The 19,879-nt window shown below is 64.5% G+C and carries 19 protein-coding genes; 9 read left to right on the top strand and 10 right to left on the bottom strand.

From position 1 onward, the window contains the following. Positions 1-60: 60 nt before the first annotated feature. Both P3T42_RS07065 and cysS read right to left on the bottom strand, forming a co-directional pair. On the bottom strand, positions 61-1,095 hold the full coding sequence (locus P3T42_RS07065) for a DNA-3-methyladenine glycosylase family protein (protein ID WP_074299747.1): 1,035 nt from the start codon (positions 1,093-1,095) through the stop codon (positions 61-63). Between the two features lie 47 nt (positions 1,096-1,142). Continuing rightward, positions 1,143-2,540, bottom strand: a complete 1,398-nt coding sequence (gene cysS, locus P3T42_RS07060) for a cysteine--tRNA ligase (RefSeq protein WP_429305543.1) — start codon at positions 2,538-2,540, stop codon at positions 1,143-1,145. Positions 2,541-2,789: 249 nt separating this feature from the next. Between cysS and P3T42_RS07055 the strand changes: the two genes are divergently transcribed. From P3T42_RS07055 to P3T42_RS07040, 4 genes are all read left to right on the top strand, one after another. Further along, the gene (locus P3T42_RS07055; RefSeq protein WP_074299751.1) at positions 2,790-3,518 is read left to right on the top strand and encodes a tetratricopeptide repeat protein; all 729 of its coding nucleotides are present in this window, start codon (positions 2,790-2,792) and stop codon (positions 3,516-3,518) included. A gap of 42 nt (positions 3,519-3,560) precedes the next feature. Further along, positions 3,561-4,142 carry a peptidylprolyl isomerase gene (locus P3T42_RS07050; RefSeq protein ID WP_074299753.1) on the top strand — a complete coding sequence of 194 codons (582 nt, stop codon included), beginning with the start codon at positions 3,561-3,563 and terminating at the stop codon, positions 4,140-4,142. Between the two features lie 130 nt (positions 4,143-4,272). Beyond that, the gene (locus P3T42_RS07045) at positions 4,273-4,767 is read left to right on the top strand and encodes a peptidylprolyl isomerase (protein WP_074264214.1); all 495 of its coding nucleotides are present in this window, start codon (positions 4,273-4,275) and stop codon (positions 4,765-4,767) included. Between the two features lie 186 nt (positions 4,768-4,953). Next, positions 4,954-5,751 (top strand): UDP-2,3-diacylglucosamine diphosphatase, encoded by a 798-nt coding sequence (locus tag P3T42_RS07040; protein WP_429305542.1) that lies wholly within the window; start codon positions 4,954-4,956, stop codon positions 5,749-5,751. Positions 5,752-5,809: 58 nt separating this feature from the next. On the opposite strand, the gene cysE is transcribed toward P3T42_RS07040, so the two are convergent. After that, positions 5,810-6,619: a serine O-acetyltransferase gene (gene cysE / locus P3T42_RS07035; protein ID WP_074299757.1), complete on the bottom strand. Its 810-nt coding sequence runs from the start codon at positions 6,617-6,619 to the stop codon at positions 5,810-5,812. 191 nt (positions 6,620-6,810) lie between these two features. After that, a complete protein-coding gene (locus P3T42_RS07030) occupies positions 6,811-7,605 on the bottom strand; it encodes an RNA methyltransferase (RefSeq protein WP_429305627.1) in 795 nt (264 codons plus the stop codon). 356 nt (positions 7,606-7,961) lie between these two features. On the opposite strand from P3T42_RS07030, the gene P3T42_RS07025 reads away from it, so the two are divergent. Together P3T42_RS07025 and lplT are read left to right on the top strand one after the other, a co-directional pair. Then, a complete protein-coding gene (locus P3T42_RS07025; RefSeq protein WP_074299761.1) occupies positions 7,962-8,765 on the top strand; it encodes an inositol monophosphatase family protein in 804 nt (267 codons plus the stop codon). Between the two features lie 261 nt (positions 8,766-9,026). Continuing rightward, complete coding sequence (gene lplT / locus P3T42_RS07020) at positions 9,027-10,325, top strand: lysophospholipid transporter LplT (RefSeq protein ID WP_429305541.1); 1,299 nt, start codon at positions 9,027-9,029, stop codon at positions 10,323-10,325. A 123-nt stretch (positions 10,326-10,448) separates the two neighbouring features. Here lplT and P3T42_RS07015 read toward each other — a convergent pair whose 3' ends face one another. Next, a complete protein-coding gene (locus P3T42_RS07015; RefSeq protein ID WP_429305540.1) occupies positions 10,449-11,300 on the bottom strand; it encodes a ketopantoate reductase family protein in 852 nt (283 codons plus the stop codon). Between the two features lie 65 nt (positions 11,301-11,365). Between P3T42_RS07015 and P3T42_RS07010 the strand changes: the two genes are divergently transcribed. Beyond that, positions 11,366-12,232, top strand: coding sequence for a LysR family transcriptional regulator (locus P3T42_RS07010; RefSeq protein WP_429305539.1), 867 nt, complete (start codon positions 11,366-11,368; stop codon positions 12,230-12,232). Positions 12,233-12,435: 203 nt separating this feature from the next. On the opposite strand, the gene P3T42_RS07005 is transcribed toward P3T42_RS07010, so the two are convergent. From P3T42_RS07005 to P3T42_RS06990, 4 genes are all read right to left on the bottom strand, one after another. After that, a complete protein-coding gene (locus P3T42_RS07005) occupies positions 12,436-13,827 on the bottom strand; it encodes an FAD-binding oxidoreductase (protein WP_429305538.1) in 1,392 nt (463 codons plus the stop codon). Between the two features lie 95 nt (positions 13,828-13,922). Further along, complete coding sequence (locus P3T42_RS07000; RefSeq protein ID WP_074299772.1) at positions 13,923-14,135, bottom strand: DUF1059 domain-containing protein; 213 nt, start codon at positions 14,133-14,135, stop codon at positions 13,923-13,925. A gap of 126 nt (positions 14,136-14,261) precedes the next feature. Next, on the bottom strand, positions 14,262-14,612 hold the full coding sequence (locus P3T42_RS06995) for a transposase (protein ID WP_429305537.1): 351 nt from the start codon (positions 14,610-14,612) through the stop codon (positions 14,262-14,264). A 140-nt stretch (positions 14,613-14,752) separates the two neighbouring features. Beyond that, a complete protein-coding gene (locus tag P3T42_RS06990; RefSeq protein WP_429305536.1) occupies positions 14,753-15,091 on the bottom strand; it encodes a YciI family protein in 339 nt (112 codons plus the stop codon). Positions 15,092-15,339: 248 nt separating this feature from the next. On the opposite strand from P3T42_RS06990, the gene mutS reads away from it, so the two are divergent. Together mutS and P3T42_RS06980 are read left to right on the top strand one after the other, a co-directional pair. Then, positions 15,340-18,024: a DNA mismatch repair protein MutS gene (gene mutS / locus P3T42_RS06985; RefSeq protein WP_429305535.1), complete on the top strand. Its 2,685-nt coding sequence runs from the start codon at positions 15,340-15,342 to the stop codon at positions 18,022-18,024. Continuing rightward, positions 18,011-19,348 (top strand): hypothetical protein, encoded by a 1,338-nt coding sequence (locus P3T42_RS06980; protein ID WP_429305626.1) that lies wholly within the window; start codon positions 18,011-18,013, stop codon positions 19,346-19,348. Before mutS ends, P3T42_RS06980 begins: the two co-directional genes overlap by 14 nt. Here P3T42_RS06980 and P3T42_RS06975 read toward each other — a convergent pair. Then, a complete protein-coding gene (locus P3T42_RS06975) occupies positions 19,328-19,870 on the bottom strand; it encodes an FKBP-type peptidyl-prolyl cis-trans isomerase (RefSeq protein WP_074299780.1) in 543 nt (180 codons plus the stop codon). The two genes, P3T42_RS06980 and P3T42_RS06975, sit on opposite strands and share 21 nt — an antisense overlap. Positions 19,871-19,879: the final 9 nt, after the last annotated feature.

Genomic DNA, 19,879 nt, shown 5'->3' with positions numbered 1-19,879 from the left:
GCCCCAAGTTCGCTTGCCGCCCCCTTGTGGGGCCTGGCGCGAAGCGTCAGGCTTGGGCACTCAATAATCCACCGGCAACGGATCCAGACTACGCCACATATACCAGGTTGCGACCGTACGCCACGGTTCCCAGTTCGCGGCCACCTCACGCGCTTCGCTGCGCGTCACCGGTTCGCCGCTGAAATAGTTGAGGCTGATTGCGCGGATCAGGCCGAGGTCGTCGAGCGGCAGAACGTCCGGGCGCGACAGATTGAAGATCAGAAACATCTCCGCGGTCCAGCGGCCGATGCCGCGGATCTGCGTGAGCTCGGCGATCACCGCCTCGTCTTCCATCGAGGTCCACTTGCCCACGTGCAACGCACCGGAAACGAAGTGCTCGGCCAGATCGAGAATGTATTCCGCCTTGCGCTTCGACAGGCCGCATGCCATCAGCTTGTCCTGGCCGAGCTTGATGAACTGTTGCGGCACGAGCTTCGGACAGGCGCTTTCGACACGCTGCCACGCAGCCTGCGCCGAGGCCACCGAGATTTGCTGCCCCACGACGGAACGCGCGAGCGTGACGAACGGATCACCGCGGCTCAGCAGATGCACCGGACCGAATTTCGGAATCAGTTTCTTGAGGATGCGGTCGCGCTTGACGAGATCGGCGCAGGCCTTGTCCCAGTACGCGGGGCGCGTAACTTCCGGCGTCAGGCCGCCCACCTGCACCGCCACGGCGACATCCGCGTCGTCGAGGACACGCGTCTTGCGGACAACTTCGCCTTCATGCAGGTCGTCGCGCGCGAGTTCCTGCGCGTCGTCGACGCGTTCGGCCGGCACGGCGCCGTTACCGCCATGATGTTTCGCACGCGACACGCGCGGCGCTTTCGCCCCCTTGGCGAGCTTCGGCGCATGCGCAGACGCACCGTTGAGCGCGCGCTTCACGGCGGTCTTTTTTGCGGTACTGCCTGTCTTGCCGGCGACCTTAGCCAATGCCGGCGATGCCGACGCTGCTTTCGCCGCGCTGCCGCTGCGCGTGCGCGTCGATTTCACTGCGGCTGCCGCGCCTGTTTGAGACGCAGCCCGTTTAGCCAGCGTCTTCGTGGCCGTTGCCATCCTGCCTCCTGCCTGGCGAGTCGATCAAAGGGAAGTACGAGGTGCGCTCACACGCGCCGCCACTCGGTCAACCCGCCGGGTTTGTCTTCAAGTGCAACGCCGGCTTCGAGCAATTCGGCCCGAATCCGGTCTGCTGCCGCATAGTCCTTCGCCTGCTTGGCGGCCACGCGCGCGGCGATCTTTGCTTCGATCGCGGCGGCGCCGAGCGCGCCTTCACTCGCGCTGCCCGCAGCCTGCTGCAGGAACGCACGCGGCTCACGGCCGAGCAGTCCGACGATGCGCGCAAGCGCACGCAGTTGTCGGGCCAGCGCGGCATCGCGCGTGCGATTGACCTCACTTGCCAACTCGAACAGCACCGACACTGCCACCGGCGTGTTGAAGTCGTCGTTCATTGCCGCGCGAAAACGCTGCGCGTGCGCTTCGTTCCAGTCGAGTTCGGCCTCGTCCGGCGTCACATGCTTCAACGACGTGTACAGGCGCGTGAGAGCGTTGCGCGCGTCGTCGATATGCGTGTCGCTATAGTTCAGCGACGAACGGTAGTGCGCTCGCGCAATGAAAAAGCGCACGACTTCGGCATCGTACTGCGCCAGCACTTCGCGGATCGTAAAGAAGTTGCCGAGCGACTTCGACATCTTCTCATTGTCGATCTGAACGTAGCCGTTGTGCATCCAGTAATTGACAAACGTTTGACCTGTCGCGCCTTCGCTTTGCGCGATTTCGTTTTCGTGGTGCGGAAACTGCAGGTCCTGCCCGCCGCCATGAATGTCGAAATGGTCGCCGAGCAACGTGCAGCCCATCGCCGAGCATTCAATGTGCCAACCTGGACGGCCGCGCCCGTATTTCGAATCCCAACCCGTGTCCGCCGGCTCCTCGGGCTTGGCCTGTTTCCACAGGACAAAATCCAGCGGGTCCAGCTTCGCGTCGTTAGCCGCGACACGCTCGCCGGCCCGCAGGTCTTCGAGCGATTTGCCCGATAGCTTGCCGTAACCAGAAAATTTGCGCACGGCGTAATTCACGTCGCCGTCACCGGCCTGATACGCGTAGCCGTTGGCCTCGAGCTTTTCAATCATGCCGAGCATCTGCGGAATATAGTCCGTGGCGCGCGGTTCGCGGTCGGGCCGCTCGATGCCGAGTGCGTCCGCATCTTCATGCAGCGCCGCGATGAAGCGATCGGTCAGCGACTTGATCGTCTCGCCGTTCTCGACCGCGCGGCGGATGATCTTGTCGTCGATATCGGTAATATTGCGCACGTAGGTCACGTTGTAGCCGAGCGTACGCAGCCAACGCTGCACGATGTCGAACACAACCATCACGCGTGCGTGACCGATATGACAGTAGTCATACACCGTCATCCCGCAGACGTACATCCGTACGACGCCCTCTTGCAGCGGCACGAAAGTTTGCTTGTCACGCGCGAGCGTGTTGTAGATGCGCAGTGATTCCATAGAGACGATGCGTGGGCCGAAAGAAATCCGCAATGTGTTTCGTGCGCGCCGTGCCCGCTCCAGACAAAACAGGCATGGCGGGTATGGCACATACAACAGCAGCAAAGCAAACCGGTGCACCTAATGCGGCGGTCAGGCTGCGATCAAGGCGGAGACGACCACGAGTGGCGAAAAGACAGTCTGTGGTTCGACGGAACGCGCAGACCTTTTGTTAGAATGGGTCGGAGTATAACATCCAGACCTGAGCCTATGAAACCTTCCAGCGGCCGCGCGCGAAGCGCCGCGACCCTCGCCGCGACGGCCCTGTGCGGCCTCGCCGTCATGCTATTGCCGGGCGCCTCCGCGTATGCGCAGAAGACGCCCGTCACGGCGCAAGGCCCGGCCGTGCGCGACGGCACACCGGAAATCGACACCTCGATCGAGCAAAAAAACTGGAACGCCGCGCTCACGCAACTCGACGCACGCATTGCCTCGAATCCGCGCGACGCACAGGCGCAGTTCAAGCGCGCCACCATCCTGGCTCACCTGAACCGCGACGACGAAGCGATCAACGCTTTCATCGCGCTGACGCAGACTTACCCGGAATTGCCTGAGCCGTACAACAACCTGGCTGCGCTGTACGCGAAGCACGGCCGCTATACGGAAGCCCGCGAAGCACTCGAAACCGCGACCAAGGCAAACCCCAACTACGGTCTCGCCTACGAAAATCTCGGCGACCTGTACCTGCGCCTCGCCGACTCGGCCTACCAGCGCGCGCACGACCTCGGCCAGGCCACCGGTCCGACGCAGCAGCGCCTCGCGGATATCCAGAAGATCATCTCGCCGCCGAAGAGCAGCGAGAAGCCGGTCAAGAAGGTTGCCGCGCCGGACGACTACACGAACCGCGCCACCTCGAACATTACGGAATCGCCGAGCTTCCAGTTCGGCGGCCCGAACGGTTCGCTCGCCCAGCCGCCGTATATGGCGCCGTCGCAATAAGCCCACTGATCGCCAACGTTTTTTTCCACCCTGAGGATCTTCATGAAATGGTTGATGCTGGCGCTCGGTAGCGCCGCCCTGATCGCGAACGCACCCGCTTTTGCCCAGTCCGCTACGCCGGCTGCGCATCCGTCCGTCCTCTTCAAGACCACGGACGGCGACATCCGCGTCGAGCTGTACCCCGAGAAGGCACCGAAGACGGTCGCGAACTTCCTCGACTATGTGAAGGCCGGCCAGTACAGCGGCACGATTTTCCACCGCGTGATTCCCGGCTTCATGATCCAGGGCGGTGGCTTCACGCAGAGCTACGCGGAAAAGCCGACGCGCGCGCCGATCCCGCTTGAGAGCCGCAACGGCCTGAAGAACGCAGTCGGCACGATCGCGATGGCGCGCACCAGCGACCCGGATTCGGCCACGGCGCAATTCTTCATCAACACCGCGGATAACGCCGGCCTCGACTATCCGGGCCAGGACGGCAACGGTTACGCCGTGTTCGGCAAGGTGACCGCCGGCATGGATGTCGTGAAGAAGATCGAAGGCACGCCCACCACCACGCGCGGCCCGATGGCCGACGTGCCGCAAACGCCGATCGTGATCGAATCGGCGACCGTCGTCAGCAAGTAAACTAGCAGGTGCACGCCCCGGCGATCCTGGCGATCGCCGCCCCCTGCGCCATGCATGCCCCGGCGCGGCCCCATCCACTCCATGCGATGCGCCGCGCCTTTCACCCACCTGTTCATCAAAGGATTCCATCATGGTCGAACTGCACACGAATCACGGCGTCATCAAACTCGAACTGGACGCCGAGAAAGCACCGAAGTCGGTTGAGAACTTCCTCAACTACGTGAAGGCCGGTCACTACGACAACACGGTGTTCCACCGCGTGATCGACGGCTTCATGATCCAGGGCGGCGGTTTCGAACCCGGCATGAAGCAAAAGCCGACCGAAGCGCCGATCACCAACGAAGCGAACAACGGTCTGAAGAACGTCAACGGCTCGATCGCGATGGCACGCACCAACGACCCGCATTCGGCGACGGCGCAATTCTTCATCAACGTCAACGACAACGACTTCCTGAACCACTCGTCGCCGACGCCGCAAGGCTGGGGTTACGCGGTGTTCGGCAAGGTGGTGGACGGTCTCGACATCGTCGAAAAGATCAAGAAGGTGAAGACCGGTTCGAAGGGCTTCCATCAGGACGTGCCGGCCGACGACGTGATCATCGAGAAAGCGGTTATCGTCGAGTAAGTCGCGTAGGCATTGGGCTGTGCGCCGGCCGTGCTGTCGGCGCTAAGGCACCGCATGACTCGCTGGGTTGGGTCCGGCGCGAGCCGGGCCAACCTGCGCGTGGTACGGTCTTTTGATCCGGCCGGCGCTTGCCTCGCCGGATCAAAAGACCGCGCACTCACAGCAATTCAAATCAGGCACCCTTCAATGCTGCAAGAAACGCCGCTGCGAAGCGTCGCCGCGGGCGTGCCTGGCGAGGGCAAACGCCCGCATGGCGCACGCCCGCTGTTCTTCATTTCGGATTTGCATCTGAGCGAGGCGATCCCGCACACGGTCGCCGCGTTCGAACACTTCGTGCGCGTCACCGCGGAAGAAGCCGATTCCGTTTTCATTCTCGGCGACCTGTTCGAGTACTGGATCGGCGACGACATGCTGAGCGAGCCGTTCGTCGCGCGCATGGCGGCATTGATGCACACGCTGTCCGAGCGCGGCATCGCGCTCTACATCATGCACGGCAATCGCGATTTCCTGCTCGGCAAGCGCTTCATGAAAGCGGCCGGTGCAATCTGGTTGCCCGATCCGTTCGTGATCACCGCGTTCGGCACGCGCATCACGCTCGCGCACGGCGACGCACTCTGCACGGCGGATCGCGCCTATCTGCGGTTTCGCCGTTTCGCGCGCTGCCGTTTCGCCCAGATGCTGTTTCTCGCCTCGCCGTTCAGATGGCGCCGGGCGCTCGCGGAACGGATGCGTTCGGCGAGCCAGGAAGGCCGCTCGCGGCCGGTGTCGCCCAAGTATGACGTGACGCCCGAAGGCGTGGCCGCGCTGTTCAAGGAGAGCGGGACGACAACCCTCGTGCATGGCCACACGCACCGGCCGGCTCGCCATCGCGAGCCCGGCGGCACGCGCTGGGTGCTGCCCGACTGGGATTTCGACCACGGCGAGCACCGTGGCGGCTATCTGCGCATCGACGCCGACGGACTCCGGGCATTGCCGCTCGATTGACGGCGGCGGCGCGCGTTGACCTGTTCATTGCGCTAACGGACGGGTACCGCCCACGCCCTCAGCGTTCGAGCGCCACACCCTCTGCTTTCCCTGCAATCGCCGCGGACAAACGCCGCAAATCGAGCAGCGCCGCGTCCGCGCCTTGCAGCGCCTCGAGGCGGGTGCCGAGCCGCTCCAGCGCGGCGACGATCTCGTCGATGCGTTGCGACTGGTTCGCTGCCTGATCGATCAGGCCGTGGATGGCGAGCGACACCGGATCGTCCGCGTTCGGCGTGATGCCATACGCGCAGAATGCGGCGCGTTCGGGCGCGGGCTTTGCATCACAGCCGGCCGTGGCCGTCACCGGCACCGCCGCCGGCACGATCACGCGCGCCGGATTGCCCACCGCCGTGCCGCCTGCCGGCACCGGCTTGACGACCACCGCGTTCGAACCGATTTTTGCCTCCGCGCCGATCGTAAAGCCGCCGAGCACCTTGGCGCCCGCACCGACAATCACGCCGCGCTCGAGCGTCGGATGCCGTTTGGCCCCGCGCGTCAGCGAGGTGCCGCCGAGCGTCACGCCCTGATAGATCGTGCAGTCGTCGCCGATTTCCGCCGTCTCGCCGACCACCACGCCCATACCGTGATCGATAAACACGCGGCGGCCGACTGTCGCGCCCGGGTGGATCTCGATGCCCGTCAGAAAACGCGCCGTCTGCGACACGCAGCGCGCCAGCCAGCGGCGTTTGCCCCGCCACAAGGCGTGCGCCAGCCGGTGCAGCACGAGCGCATGCAGGCCCGGATAACACGTGAGCACTTCCCAGGCGCTGCGGGCGGCGGGATCGCGCTCGCGGATCGTGGCAATGTCTTCGCGAAGTCTCGTGAACATGGCAGTGACGCTTTCGTAGGGACGGGAAACCGTCGCCGCCTGACGGCGCACGACGGAACACTGCCGGTTAGCAGACCGGCAGCTTTGCTTATAGGATTTCGAGGATTGTAGGGCGATTGCGCGAAAGCTGCCGGATGCCCCCGTTGCCGGCAAGGTCGGCAACGGCGCATCCGCACGAACCCAAGCCGGCTTCAGGGCGTGCCGTCTTCCGGCTGCTTCACCTTCAGCAGGATGTGCTTGGCGATCCCGCGCACGATGTTGACCTCTTCGCGTTCGAGCCCGGAGCGGGCGAACAGGCGCCGCAGACGCGACATCAGCTTCTTCGGATTGGCCGGATCGAGAAACTCGAGCGCGACGAGTGCGTCTTCCAGGTGCGCGTACATGCCTTCGATGTCGTCGCTCTGCGCGAGCGAAGCGGCCGCCGCGCCCTGCCCTTCAACGCCGCGGCCGTTGCCTGCAGGCGCGCCAGTACCACCGCCCAGACCGAGATACGCGAGGCGCAACTCGTACGCCAGCACCTGCACGGCCTGCGCCAGATTGAGCGAGCTGTAGGCCGGATTGGCCGGAATATGCGCGAGCGCGCTGCACCGCTCGACGTCCTCGTTCGACAAACCGGTCCGCTCATTGCCGAACACCAGCGCAATCTCGCCATGCACCGCGTGCTCGCGCGCGTGCGCGGCGGCCGCGCGCGGCACGAGCTGGGGCGGCCCGTATTCGCGCGAGCGCGCCGTCAGTGCCACCGACCAGGAGACGCCATTGAGCGCATCCGCCAGCGTCGGCACGATATGCGCGCCGGCCAGCACGTCGTCCGCGCCGCTGGCCATGGCGATCGCCTCGGGATCGGACTGCACATGCGGCACGCGCGGCGCGACCAGCACGAGGCGTGAAAAACCCATTGTTTTCAGCGCCCGCGCCGCCGCCCCTACGTTGCCGGGATGGCTGGGCTCGACGAGCACGAAGCGGGTCGAGGTAAAACCGCCGCGCACGGGCGCGGCGCTGTCCGGCGCGCAGAGTTCGGACGAAGGCGGAGTGTGGGGCGTGTGGGTGTTGGCCACGATGAAAATGGGGAGCTAAAGACCGTATGGTAGCGCCAACCGGCTCGCGAACCTACCGGCATCGCGCGGCGTGCTGCCGGAGAACCCCGGAGTCGGGTAAAATCACGGCTATTCGCGCCAGTTTCGTACCAGCGCCTCGTTCTTATCCAATTCGTCTCCGTCGACGGAACGCCTGTCCAGCGGTCGTTCCGTGTTGTTTCAGCTGCGCTGTTTCAACTGATATCCAGTTCATTTTCAGCTCATTACCGGTAAGCAGCCGCGCTGCCCCGGCACAAGGATCCAGGCTCATGCATCCCATGCTCAACATCGCCGTCAAGGCCGCCCGCCGCGCCGCGCAGATCATCAACCGGGCCTCGCTCGATCTCGACCTGGTCCAGGTCAGCAAGAAACAACACAACGATTTCGTCACGGAGGTCGACAAGGCATCGGAAGCGGCAATCATCGACACGCTGAAGACCGCCTACCCCGATCACGCCATCCTCGCCGAAGAATCCGGCAAGTCGGACAACGAGTCCGAGTACCAGTGGATCATCGACCCGCTCGACGGCACCACGAACTTCATCCACGGCTTCCAGTACTACTGCGTGTCGATCGCTCTGGCGCATAAGGGCATCGTGACGCAAGCCGTCGTCTACGATCCGAACCGCAACGACCTGTTCACCGCCTCGCGCGGCCGCGGCGCGTTCCTGAACGACCGCCGCATCCGTGTGGGCCGTCGCGACCGTCTGGCCGACGGCCTGATCGGCACGGGCTTCCCGTTCCGCGAAACCGACGGCCTCGACGCCTACGGCCGCCTCTTCAAGGAAATGACCGAAGCCTGCGCCGGCCTGCGCCGCCCGGGCGCGGCTGCGCTGGATCTGGCGAACGTCGCCGCGGGCCGCCTGGACGGCTTCTTCGAACAGGGCCTGCACGCATGGGACATGGCTGCCGGCAGCCTGCTGATCACCGAAGCGGGCGGTCTGGTGGGTAACTACACGGGCGATTCGGACTTCCTGCACATCGGCGAAATCGTCGCGGGCAATCCGAAGCTGTACGCCCAGATGGTGCCGATCCTCTCGCGCTACAGCCGTACCAGGCAGCAAGCGGCGTAAGGCTGCAACGGGTGCAAAGCGGCTTCGGCCGCTTTTTTGTTGGCGCCTGGCACCGGCGGCCGGTAACCGGTAGCCGGTAGCGCCTGGCAACGGTACCGGCCTAAACCCTTGCATGCAGCGGTGCCTGCGCGGCGCCCCTGCATGCAACGCCGCTTCATGCTACAAAGCCACAGGCCGCGCCGGACTCGATTTTCGTCGCACCGTCGTACACGCTGTCATCCAATCCGGCGCGAGATCCCGCGCAGCATCCCGAACTGCTTAATGAAAAAAGGCTTCTATACGATCATCGCGGCGCAGTTCGTGTCGTCGCTCGCCGACAATGCGCTGCTGATCGCGGCGATTGCACTGCTCTCGGTGATCCGCTCGTCGGCCTGGGTCACGCCCATGCTGCAGATTTTCTTCACAGTGTCGTACGTGCTGCTGGCGCCGTTCGTCGGTGCGTTCGCCGATGCGCTGCAAAAACGCCATGTGATGTTCGTCTCGAACGCGCTCAAGGCGAGCGGCTGCCTGATGATGATCGCCGGCGTGCATCCGATGATCGCCTATGGCGTGGTCGGCTTCGGCGCGGCGGCCTACTCCCCCGCCAAATACGGCATCCTGACTGAATTGCTGCCCGCCGACCGGCTGGTCGCGGCGAACGCGTGGCTCGAGTCCGCCACCGTGCTGTCGACGATCGTCGGCACCATGCTCGGCGGCGCGCTGATCAGCACCTATGCGACTCACTTTGTCGCGCACGCGCACCTGCCGCTGATCCGTTCCGCGGCCGACCTGGCGATGCTCGCCGTCATGCTGACCTATGCGATCGCCGCCGTCATCAACGTGGGCATCCCCGATACGGGCGCGCGCTATCCGAACCGCCTCAAGGAACCGAAGAAGCTGGTCGGCGATTTCACGCACTGCTTCAACGTGCTGTGGGCCGACAAGCTCGCGCAGATCGCGCTGTGGGTGACCACGCTGATGTGGGGCGGCGCGGTGACGCTGCAGTTGCTGGTGCTGAAGTGGGCCGACGTGAACCTTGGGTTGTCGCTCTCGAAGGCGGCCGTCATGCAGGGCATCACGGGACTCGGCATCGCCGTCGGCGCGGTCGCCGCCGCGACGCTGGTGCCGCTGCGCAGTTCGCTGAAGGTGCTGCCGGTCGGCATCATTACCGGCGCGGTCGCAATCGCCATGGCGTTCTACAGCAAGGGACTGTTTCCACCGGGCATGGGCATTCGCGTCGGTCCGTTTGTGGCGCCGATCTATATCGTGCTCGCCTATCCGCTGATGATCCTGCTCGGCGCGCTGTCGGGATTTTTCATTGTGCCGATGAATGCCCTGCTGCAGCATCGCGGCGCGACGTTGCTGTCCGCGGGGCATTCCATCGCCGTGCAGAATTTCAACCAGAATCTGGCGGTGCTGCTAATGCTGGGTCTCTATGCGATTCTGCTCACGGCGAAGCTGCCGGTGCCCTGGATCATCGTGGTGTTCGGCAGCTTCATCACCTTCATGATGTGGATGGCGAAACGCCGTAGCAACACGAATGCGCGCACCGTCGATATGCGGGCGATGCTCGAGGAATGAGGATGCATCGGAGTACGCGCTAACACCTCGCCCTGAACAGCTAGCGCGAGACGACCTTCAAGGGACATTCGCCCACTCCGTTCATCGATGGCGCGTTGAGAATGGCTAGCCGCCCTTCGCAAGCTAAGGTCGAAGCGCCAGCAAGCGCGGGGTTTTGCCGGGCGCGGCTGCCGCCATCGCATCGATCAGCGCGCGCGTCTCCGTTGGGCCGAACTCACCGAGATCCTTGACGGGCCGCGAGCGACTCAGAAGCCACAACACACCCGTGCGCGCGAACGACGGCATATGCAAAAGCGTCGCGAGCAGGCGAGGCTTCGGCGTGTGGCCCAGGCCGCGGACCAGTTCGAAACCTTCCGTCCATGCAACCTCAAGCTGTCTTGCCTCGGACCATGTGAGCTGGGTAGCTCGCCGCCACGTGAGCAATGCCGCGAGAAAAAGCGGCACCACAAGCGCGACGTGACTTCGGAGGAATGCGTCCATGTCTTCCTCCACCTCGCACGGCATCCCGGCCTCCTTGAAGCGTTTCGCCAGCACGGCGTTTGACATCGTCGTCACCATGCCGGGGCCATCCACCCGAAAGCGTAGCCGCTGGTCCACCAGATAAGCCGACATATTCGGGAACCCGAAGGCGAAGCGTTCGGCGCCTACGAGGGTCCGATAGGGTTCGGTGCCTTGAAACGTATTGAACATCAGCAGGATGGTGTTCGCGCGGCTCGCCGATAACGCCGGCAGAAGCGGGGCGAGCTGGTGTTCGGGGACGGTGACGATCGCCAGATCGTAGGGGATGGCCGGATCGAACGCCGCCTCGACCTTGACCGGCATGCGTTGCCCGTCAACGGCGACGATTGCGCCGTCACGACTCAGCGTGGCGAGACGCGCACCTCGCGCCACGACTGCGACGTCATGGCCGGCTTTGGCTAGGCAGAAGGCCACGGCGCTGCCGATCCGCCCCGCACCAATCAGAATGATTTTCATGGGTCGAGTGTGCGCATCCCGGATGTTCCTGTATACGGAATATCACGGTAAGCTGATGCCCATATATGGAAACACTCTCCTGGGACGATCTGCGTATTCTTCTGGCGGTGCATCGAGCCGGGAGCCTGCTCGCCGCGGGCAAGGCGCTAGGCCTTTCGACCTCCACGACCGCACGCCGGCTGGATGCGCTGGAAGCTGCGATGGGCTGCCAGTTGGTGTATCGCAGCCAGTCGGGCACGGAGTTGAAGCCGGAGGCGTTGCGGATGGTGCGGCTCGCCGAAGGGCTGGCGCACGGACTCGATGCGCTGCGCCGCGATCAAACCATGCTGGCCGGGACGCTGCGGATCAGCGTCCCGGATGGCATGGCCCACACGCTCGCCCGCTCGCTGCTCGCGTTCCGCGAGGCGTATCCCCTGGTCGATCTGGAACTGGTGGGAGAGAACCGGATGGCCGATGTGGCCGCGCGTGAGGCCGACATCGCCGTTCGCCTCACGCGCTCCACGTCGAATGTGCTGGTGGAAAAGCACCTGGCCAGTTTCCGGTTCGCGCTGTTCGCGTCCTCAGACTATGTGCGGCGCCATCTGCCTACGCGTCGGCTCGGCAAGGGTGAGGCGTCGGTGCATCCGTTTGTCGGACTCGACGAGCGCTGGAAAGGACTGCCGCACGAGCAATGGATGCGCACGCTTGGCGCGACGCGGTTCGCGTTCCGCTCAGGTTCGATGGAAGCCATCGTGGAAGCGGTTCGTCAAGGCGCGGGCCTTGCTGCATTCCTCGAGAAAGACCCACGAAACACCGACCTCATTCGCGTCGAAACGGATATCGTGGGCCCCACTCAGCCGTTCTATCTGGTCTATCACCGCGATCTGCGCAAGCAGCCGCACGTTCGCGCGGCCGTGACGGCAATCGAGGCCTACATGCGCGCGCATCGCTGATCGGGTTCGCGCAGGCCCGGCGCCCCACGCCCTGGCGCGAGCTGCGATCCCGTTCTGCATGAATAGACGCATTCAATGCGATTTTTCGTTTTCATGGGTAGGCGCATCTTTCCCCGTAACGCCGGCAGGAAACGCGCGCGTTTCGGTGACGACGCGCGCCTGGCATGCCGGATCGGTGACGACGGGTGCGCACCAGGCGCCCGCTATGACGCAGAAGGCTTGATGTTCTGGTTATGACGGAACAGGTTGTGCGGGTCGTACCGGGTCTTCACCGCGACCAGACGGTCGTAGTTCGGACCATAGGCCGCACCGATCCGCTCGCTCTCGTCCTGCGTCAGGAAGTTGACGTACACGCTGCCCAGCGCAAAAGGCGCAGCCGCCTCGAAGAAATCGCGCGCCCAGCCGATACACCGCTCGTCTTCCCTCGCGTCGCTCCAGCGTCCGTGCACGTTCATGACGTATTTCGTGTTACGACTCGGATAGGCCGTGGCCTCAACCGGAACAGAGGCTGTTTGCCCCCCGATCAGACCGAAGAAGATTTCGCATTGCGGCGACGGCAGCTTGCCAATGGCGTCAATCAGCACGTCCAGCAAGCCGTCCGGCAACTCCGCCAGATTGTGCGATTTCCAGTAGTTGCGTGCACCGGGTGTCAGCAGTGGGTCGAATGCCTGCTGCCACATCGCATACGGCATCGGGCCGAGATGCTCGCCGTACGGGGTGCCGAAGCGCCGCACGACCTCGAGCGCGCCAGGACCGTCGGCAACTGCGCCGACGTAGCAGCTTGCAAAAGCGATGATCGGTTTGCCATGGACCTCCGGCGGCAGGAACGGCAGCGGTGGCGCGAGGCGCAGCACCGCCCATACGGAGAGTTCGTCCGGCATATCGGCGGTTGCCGCGCGATATTTCCTGAGCGCCTCTTTCGCCTGTTCCAACGGCAATACGACGAGACCGCCGTACACCTCCGGCCCGACCGGATGCAGTCCGAATTCGAACATCGTGACGACGCCGAAATTGCCGCCGCCGCCGCGAATCGCCCAGAACAGGTCCTCATGCGCATCGGCAGCGGCACGGACCCGTTCCCCGTCCGCCGTGACGACATCCGCCGAGACGAGATTATCGACCGTCATCCCGTATTTGCGGCTGAGCCAACCGAATCCACCGCCGAGCGTCAAGCCCGAGACGCCGGTCGTCGAATTGATCCCGAGCGGTGTCGCCAGACCGAAAGCCTGCGCTTCGTGGTCGAAATCGGCCAGCGTGGCGCCCGGTTCGACATAGGCGCGACGCGCAAGGGGATCGATCCGGACTGATTTCATCGGCGACAGGTCGATCACCAGCCCGTCGTCGCAGACGGCGCTGCCCGCGATGTTATGCGCGCCGCCGCGCACCGCCAGCAGCAGGTCGTTATCGCGCGCGAAGGCCACCGCGCGTCGGACATCGGCCACGCCCGCACAGCGCACGATCATTGCCGGGCAACGATCGATCATCGCATTCCAGATATGGCGTGCTTCGTCGAAACCGGCATCGGCAGGCAGCAGCACCTGCCCTCTCGTCGCAACTTTCAGTTCTTCAATCGCATTGCTGGACAACTTGGCCATGAAACACCTCCTGGTACGCCGCCAATATTTGCTCCAATTCTCAGGGGAATTTCGACATCCTGAAGACTTCGTCTTCGTCCAGGGGGCCGACAAAATTACGCTTGACGGGGTGCGTCCACGGGCGCTGTGCCGTCATGAAATAGCGTCTTCAGTTGTGAACGCAGTTCCGGCGAATCGGCATGCTTGTGAACCGTAACCGCATGCTGTACGGCCGCCTCCAGCAACTCGCTTTCGGAATCCGCGGATAGCGCGATAGAACAGTTCATTTCGCTCGGGAATTCCCGGCAATCGATGTACTTGCGCGTCATGATGTTCTCCTCATACGAAAGTAATCAGGGGTCCTGCGATTGCGCCTCCTTGTCGCTAACGAAATGACTGTGAAAGTATAGGTCGCGTGGCGTGAATGTGAGGTCGCGCAGCGAAATTCGTGACGCTCAGGGGCGAGCGCCCGCGCGGGTGGAAGCGACAGCCGAACAGCCGCTATCGCCTCGGTCGAACCCTTCGGACGAAGCCGGCGATGCATCCTGTTCCGCCGCATCGAGTAAAGCGGCGACCTGAAGCAGGATGCCCAGCTTTTTCCATAAGATGTAACGCTGATAGCAGGTTTGTTGAGGCGGAAAGGTGCCGGGCAGTCGATGCCATTTTTCGCCGGTCTGCTGCAACCATAGAATTGCGTTGAGAATATCGCGCTCATTACGCCTCGGCCGACCACGACCAGCCGATACGTCGGGGAACAGATGTTCGACGCGACTCCATGCGGAGTCGGAAAGCGGAAGAGAGATCATGTTGATTGCGTGGCGGATTCGAACCGGGCGAAGACCAGCGCAATTGTTTCAGGCTTTGCTCGATGCGCTTGACCGTCCGTCTCAGTTTGGCCGTCACTTTCGATGCGGACAGGTGCCGTCTGTCCACAAGCCACTCTCCGTCAGTGAAGCGGGCGTACCTCGACCGACGCCCGACAGGCGACGGCGGCCTTGCGCCCCCAGGCCAGCGCCTCGTCCAGGTCCGCGGCTTCCAGAACCCAAAAACCGCCCACGAGTTCCTTGGTCTCCAGGTACGGGCCGTCGGTGATGCGCAGCTCGCCATCGGGCTGTACGCGCAGCGACCTCGCGCTGCCCGGCGGGCGCAGGCCGCCCACGAAGGTCCTGACACCGGCAGCCTTCATCTCGTCGTTGAGCGCGTCGATCTCGCGGGACATCGCTTCGTCCTCGACGGACGGGTCGTAGTCGTCGGGACGGTAAATCGCAACCAGATACCGTGTCATGACTTCTCTCCTGTAAGGGTCGTTGGGCGGGCCAGCTGGTTGCCCGGTTTTCACCATGTCGACGAACGGTCAAAGCGGAATTCGACAAAACGTCCCAAAAGTTTTGGTTGGGTGGACGCTGAAGTACACAGACGTGCCGAACCGACGGGCGACCGCTCCGCGCCGATTGGCCATCCGGCCAGGGTTCATTCGGCGCGGCAACGGGTTAAACTCACGCCCTGAACAGCTAACGCAAGAAGACACTCAGGATGGGCATTCAAACCGCAGCGGCCAATGACGTCGCACAACATACGCCGATGATGCAGCAATACCTGCGCATCAAGGCGGATCATCCGGGCACGCTCGTGTTCTACCGGATGGGCGATTTCTACGAGCTGTTTTTCGACGATGCGGAGAAAGCCGCACGTCTGCTCGATCTCACGCTGACGCAGCGTGGCGCGTCGGCGGGTAACCCGATCAAGATGGCCGGCGTGCCGCATCACGCCGTCGAACAGTATCTGGCCAAGCTGGTGAAGCTTGGCGAATCGGTCGCCATCTGCGAACAGATCGGCGATCCGGCCACCTCGAAAGGGCCGGTCGAACGTAAAGTCGTGCGCGTCGTCACGCCCGGCACGCTGACCGACGCCGCGCTGCTGTCCGACAAGAACGACGTCTATCTGCTCGCCGTCTGCGTCGGCCACAACCGGCGCGGCGTGGCCACCAACGTGGGCCTCGCGTGGCTGAACCTGGCAAGCGGCGCATTGCGCCTCGCGGAAGTGGCTCCCGACCAGGCCGCCGCCGCGCTCGAACGGATTCGCCCCGCGGAAATTCTGATCGCCGACGTGACGTCCGAAGCCAGCACGTGGTCGCCGCCCACCGGTTCCGGCGCGCTGACTCGCGTACCCGTGTGGCACTTCGACGTCGCCTCGGGTACGCAGCGCCTGTGCGATCAGATGGACGTGGCGAGCCTCGACGGCTTCGGCGCGCACTCGCTGTCGAGCGCCTGCGGCGCCGCCGGCGCCTTGCTGCTCTACGCGGCCGCGACCCAGGGCCAGCAACTGCGCCATGTGCGCAGCCTCAAGGTGGAATACGAGTCCGAATATATTGGGCTCGACCCCGCCACGCGCCGCAACCTCGAACTGACCGAAACGCTGCGCGGCACCGAAAGCCCCACGCTGTGTTCGCTGCTCGACACCTGCTGCACGACAATGGGCAGCCGCCTGCTGCGTCACTGGCTGCATCATCCGCCACGCCAGGCCGCGCTTGCCCAGGCGCGCCAGCAAGCCATCGGCGCGCTGCTCGATGCACCGCCGGCGGCGAGCGTCGACACCTTGCGCAGCGCCCTGCGGCAGATCTCCGATATCGAACGGATCACCGGGCGTCTCGCCTTGCTGTCCGCCCGTCCGCGCGACCTGTCGAGCCTGCGCGATACCTTCATCGCCCTGCCCGAGTTGCGCACGCTGCTGGCCGCCGTGACGGGCGCCGCGGACTCGCTCGCGCGCATCGATGCCGCGCTCGAACCGCCGGCGCCTTGCGTCGACCTGCTGAAGCTGGCGGTCGCGCCGGAACCGGCTGCGATGGTGCGCGACGGCGGCGTGATCGCACGCGGCTACGATGCCGAACTGGACGAACTGCGCGACATCTCCGAGAACTGCGGGCAGTTCCTGATCGACCTCGAGACGCGCGAGCGGGCCCGCACCGGCATCGGCAATCTGCGCGTCGAATACAACAAGGTGCATGGCTTCTACATCGAAGTCACGCGCGGCCAGACCGACAAGGTGCCGGACGACTATCGCCGGCGCCAGACGCTGAAGAACGCCGAACGCTACATCACGCCGGAACTGAAGACCTTCGAGGACAAAGCCCTGTCGGCCCAGGAACGCGCACTCGCACGCGAACGCTCGCTCTACGACGGCTTGCTGCAGGCCCTGCTGCCCTTCATCGCGGATTGCCAGCGGGTCGCCTCGGCGCTCGCGGAGCTGGACCTGCTGGCGGCGTTCGCCGAGCGGGCCCGCGCGCTCGACTGGGTCGCGCCGTCGTTTTCGGCGAATGGCGGCATCGAGATCGAACAGGGGCGGCACCCGGTCGTCGAGGCACAGGTCGAGCAATTCATCGCCAACGACTGCACGCTGAACCCCGAACGCAAGCTGCTGCTGATCACCGGCCCGAACATGGGCGGTAAGTCGACCTTCATGCGCCAGACCGCGCTGATCGCGTTGATGGCTTACGTGGGCAGCTACGTGCCGGCGCGGCGCGCTTCGTTCGGCCCGATCGATCGCATCTTCACGCGTATCGGCGCCGCCGACGACCTGGCCGGCGGCCGCTCCACGTTCATGGTCGAAATGACGGAGGCCGCCGCGATCCTCAACGACGCGACGCCGCAAAGCCTCGTGCTGATGGACGAAATCGGCCGCGGCACCTCGACCTTCGACGGTCTCGCCCTTGCGTGGGCCATCGCCCGGCATCTGCTGGCGCACAACGGCTGCCACACGCTATTCGCCACGCATTACTTTGAGCTGACGCAACTGCCCGCGGAATTTCCGCAAGCGGCCAACGTCCATCTCTCGGCGGTCGAGCATGGCCACGGCATCGTGTTCCTGCATGCGGTAAGCGATGGTCCGGCGAATCAGAGCTACGGTCTGCAGGTGGCCCAACTCGCCGGCGTGCCGGCCGCGGTGATCCGCGCGGCACGCAAGCATCTGGCGCACCTCGAGCAGCAATCGGCGGCACAACCGGCGCCGCAACTGGATCTGTTCTCAGCGCCCCTGATGCTCCAGGACGCCGATGACGATCGCGAAGATGCCGCCCCGCCCGCCCCCGCGCTCACCGCCGCGGAGCAAGCGCTGCTCGCGCGTTTGCGGGCCATCGATCCGAACGAGTTACGCCCGCGCGACGCGTTGGACCTGCTCTATGAACTGTACGACCTGGCCGCTGCGCCGGATGCCGATCATTGATCGGCGCCGCGACCGGCAGCCGCCGCGCACCCTGTGCGCGGCGCTGGCTGTCGCCCTGATCCTGGCGGGCGGCATGTCGCCGCGGGTGCGGGCGGCGCCGGTTCGCTATACCTTCGCCGTCATCGCCGGCACGCTGCAAAGCCCGGCGGACGAAGCGCCGACCCAGCGGCTAATCGACGCAATCGGCCGCGACCGCGACATGTCGTTCATCGTCTACGACGGCAATCTGAAGGGCGCGAAGGAAGCCTGCCGCGACTCGCTATACGAGCGGCGCCAGACCCTGCTGGAAGCGTCACGTCCGGCGCTGATCTTTATTCCGGGCCAGCACGACTGGACCGATTGCGGCACGACTGAGGCGGGTGGGTTCGATCCGGTTGAACGGCTCGACCAGTTGCGCCAGACAGTGTTCGCGGACGCCTCCTCGATGGGGCAGAACCCGCTCGCGCTCACACGCGAGAGCGAAGTCTCGCGCTTTCGGCCCTATCGCGAGAACGTGCGCTGGCAACTCGGCGACACGGTATTCATCGGCCTGAACGCGCCCGATCCGAACAATCACTATCTGACCGCCGGCGGGCGCAATGGCGAGTTCGAAGATCGTGTAGTCGCCAATGCATTCTGGCTGGAGCACGCGGCCGAATATGCGAAACGGCGTGATGCGCGTGCGATCGTGGTGTTCATTCAAGGTGATCTGGACCCCGAACGATATGAGCGGCCGGACCGTTTCGCCTGGTTGCGCTTCGCCCGCAACTCGCATCGCGACGGCTTTCTGGAACTCAAGCGCAGCCTCGTCAAGGCGGCCGAGATTTTCCGCGGGCCTGTCCTGCTGATCCATTGCGACGACCAGCGCGCAGCCGGCGGCTTTGTGATCGACCAGCCGTTACGCAACGACAAAGGGGAGGTGGTGACGAATCTCACGCGCATCGCCATTGCGCCGCGTAACCGTCTTGACCAGTGGATTCAGATTGAAGCCGATATGGCGCGCCGGCCGCCGTTCCGCGTGAGTGTGCGCGACGTGCCGAAAAACCTGCCGCTGCTGCCGGTTCAGTCCACACAGGTGGCACCGGCCGTGCAGCCCGCGCCGCCGGCCGACGAGACCGCGCCCGCCTTGCCCACACCGCCCGCGCTGAATCAGTCGTTGAACCCGGCGTCGAATCTGCCGCCGCTGCTGCCCAGTTCGCCGCCATCGGAGCAGCCTGGTCCGCCGCTTCAAGGCGGCGAGGCGCCGGCCATGAATGGCGCACCCGGCATGCCCGGCACACCCAGCGCGCCCACCAGTCCGGGCGCCCCAGGCATGGCCGCCAGCTCAGTGCAGCGTGGGCCCTGACGGCTCTTCGTCGCCTTCGTCGTCATCCTCGTCGAGTACTTCCAGGCCATCCGCGCCGTGGGCGTGCTCGTGCTGGATTTCGTCTTCGGTTGCAGGGCGCACGTCCTTGACCGTCAGCGCAAAACGCAGCGCCATGCCGGCGAGCGGATGGTTGCCGTCGAGCACCACCTTGTCTTCCGCGACGTCGGTCACGACGTAGACCAGCGAGTCGATATCCTCGTCACCTTCTTCCGGCGTGCCTTCGAATTGCATACCGACTTCGAGCGGTTCGGGGAAGCGATTGCGCGGCTCGATCTTCACCAGATCGGGATCGTATTCGCCAAACGCGTCTTGCGGCTCCAGCTGGATCTGGGTCTCGAAACCAGCCTCATGGCCGTCGAGCTCTTCCTCGATCTTGGGGAACGTGCCATCATAGCCGCCGTGCAGATAGACCATCGGCTCGTCGCTTTCTTCAATCAGGTTGCCCTGCGCATCCGACAGCTTGTAAGCGACCGACACGACGGTGTTCTTTGCAATTTTCATTCGATTCTC

Source organism: Paraburkholderia sp. GAS38 (assembly GCF_050434965.1).
Taxonomy (GTDB): Bacteria; Pseudomonadota; Gammaproteobacteria; order Burkholderiales; family Burkholderiaceae; genus Paraburkholderia; species Paraburkholderia phenazinium_A.
Note: the sequence above shows the minus strand (reverse complement) of the source record. Positions and strands in the feature narration are given on the sequence as shown.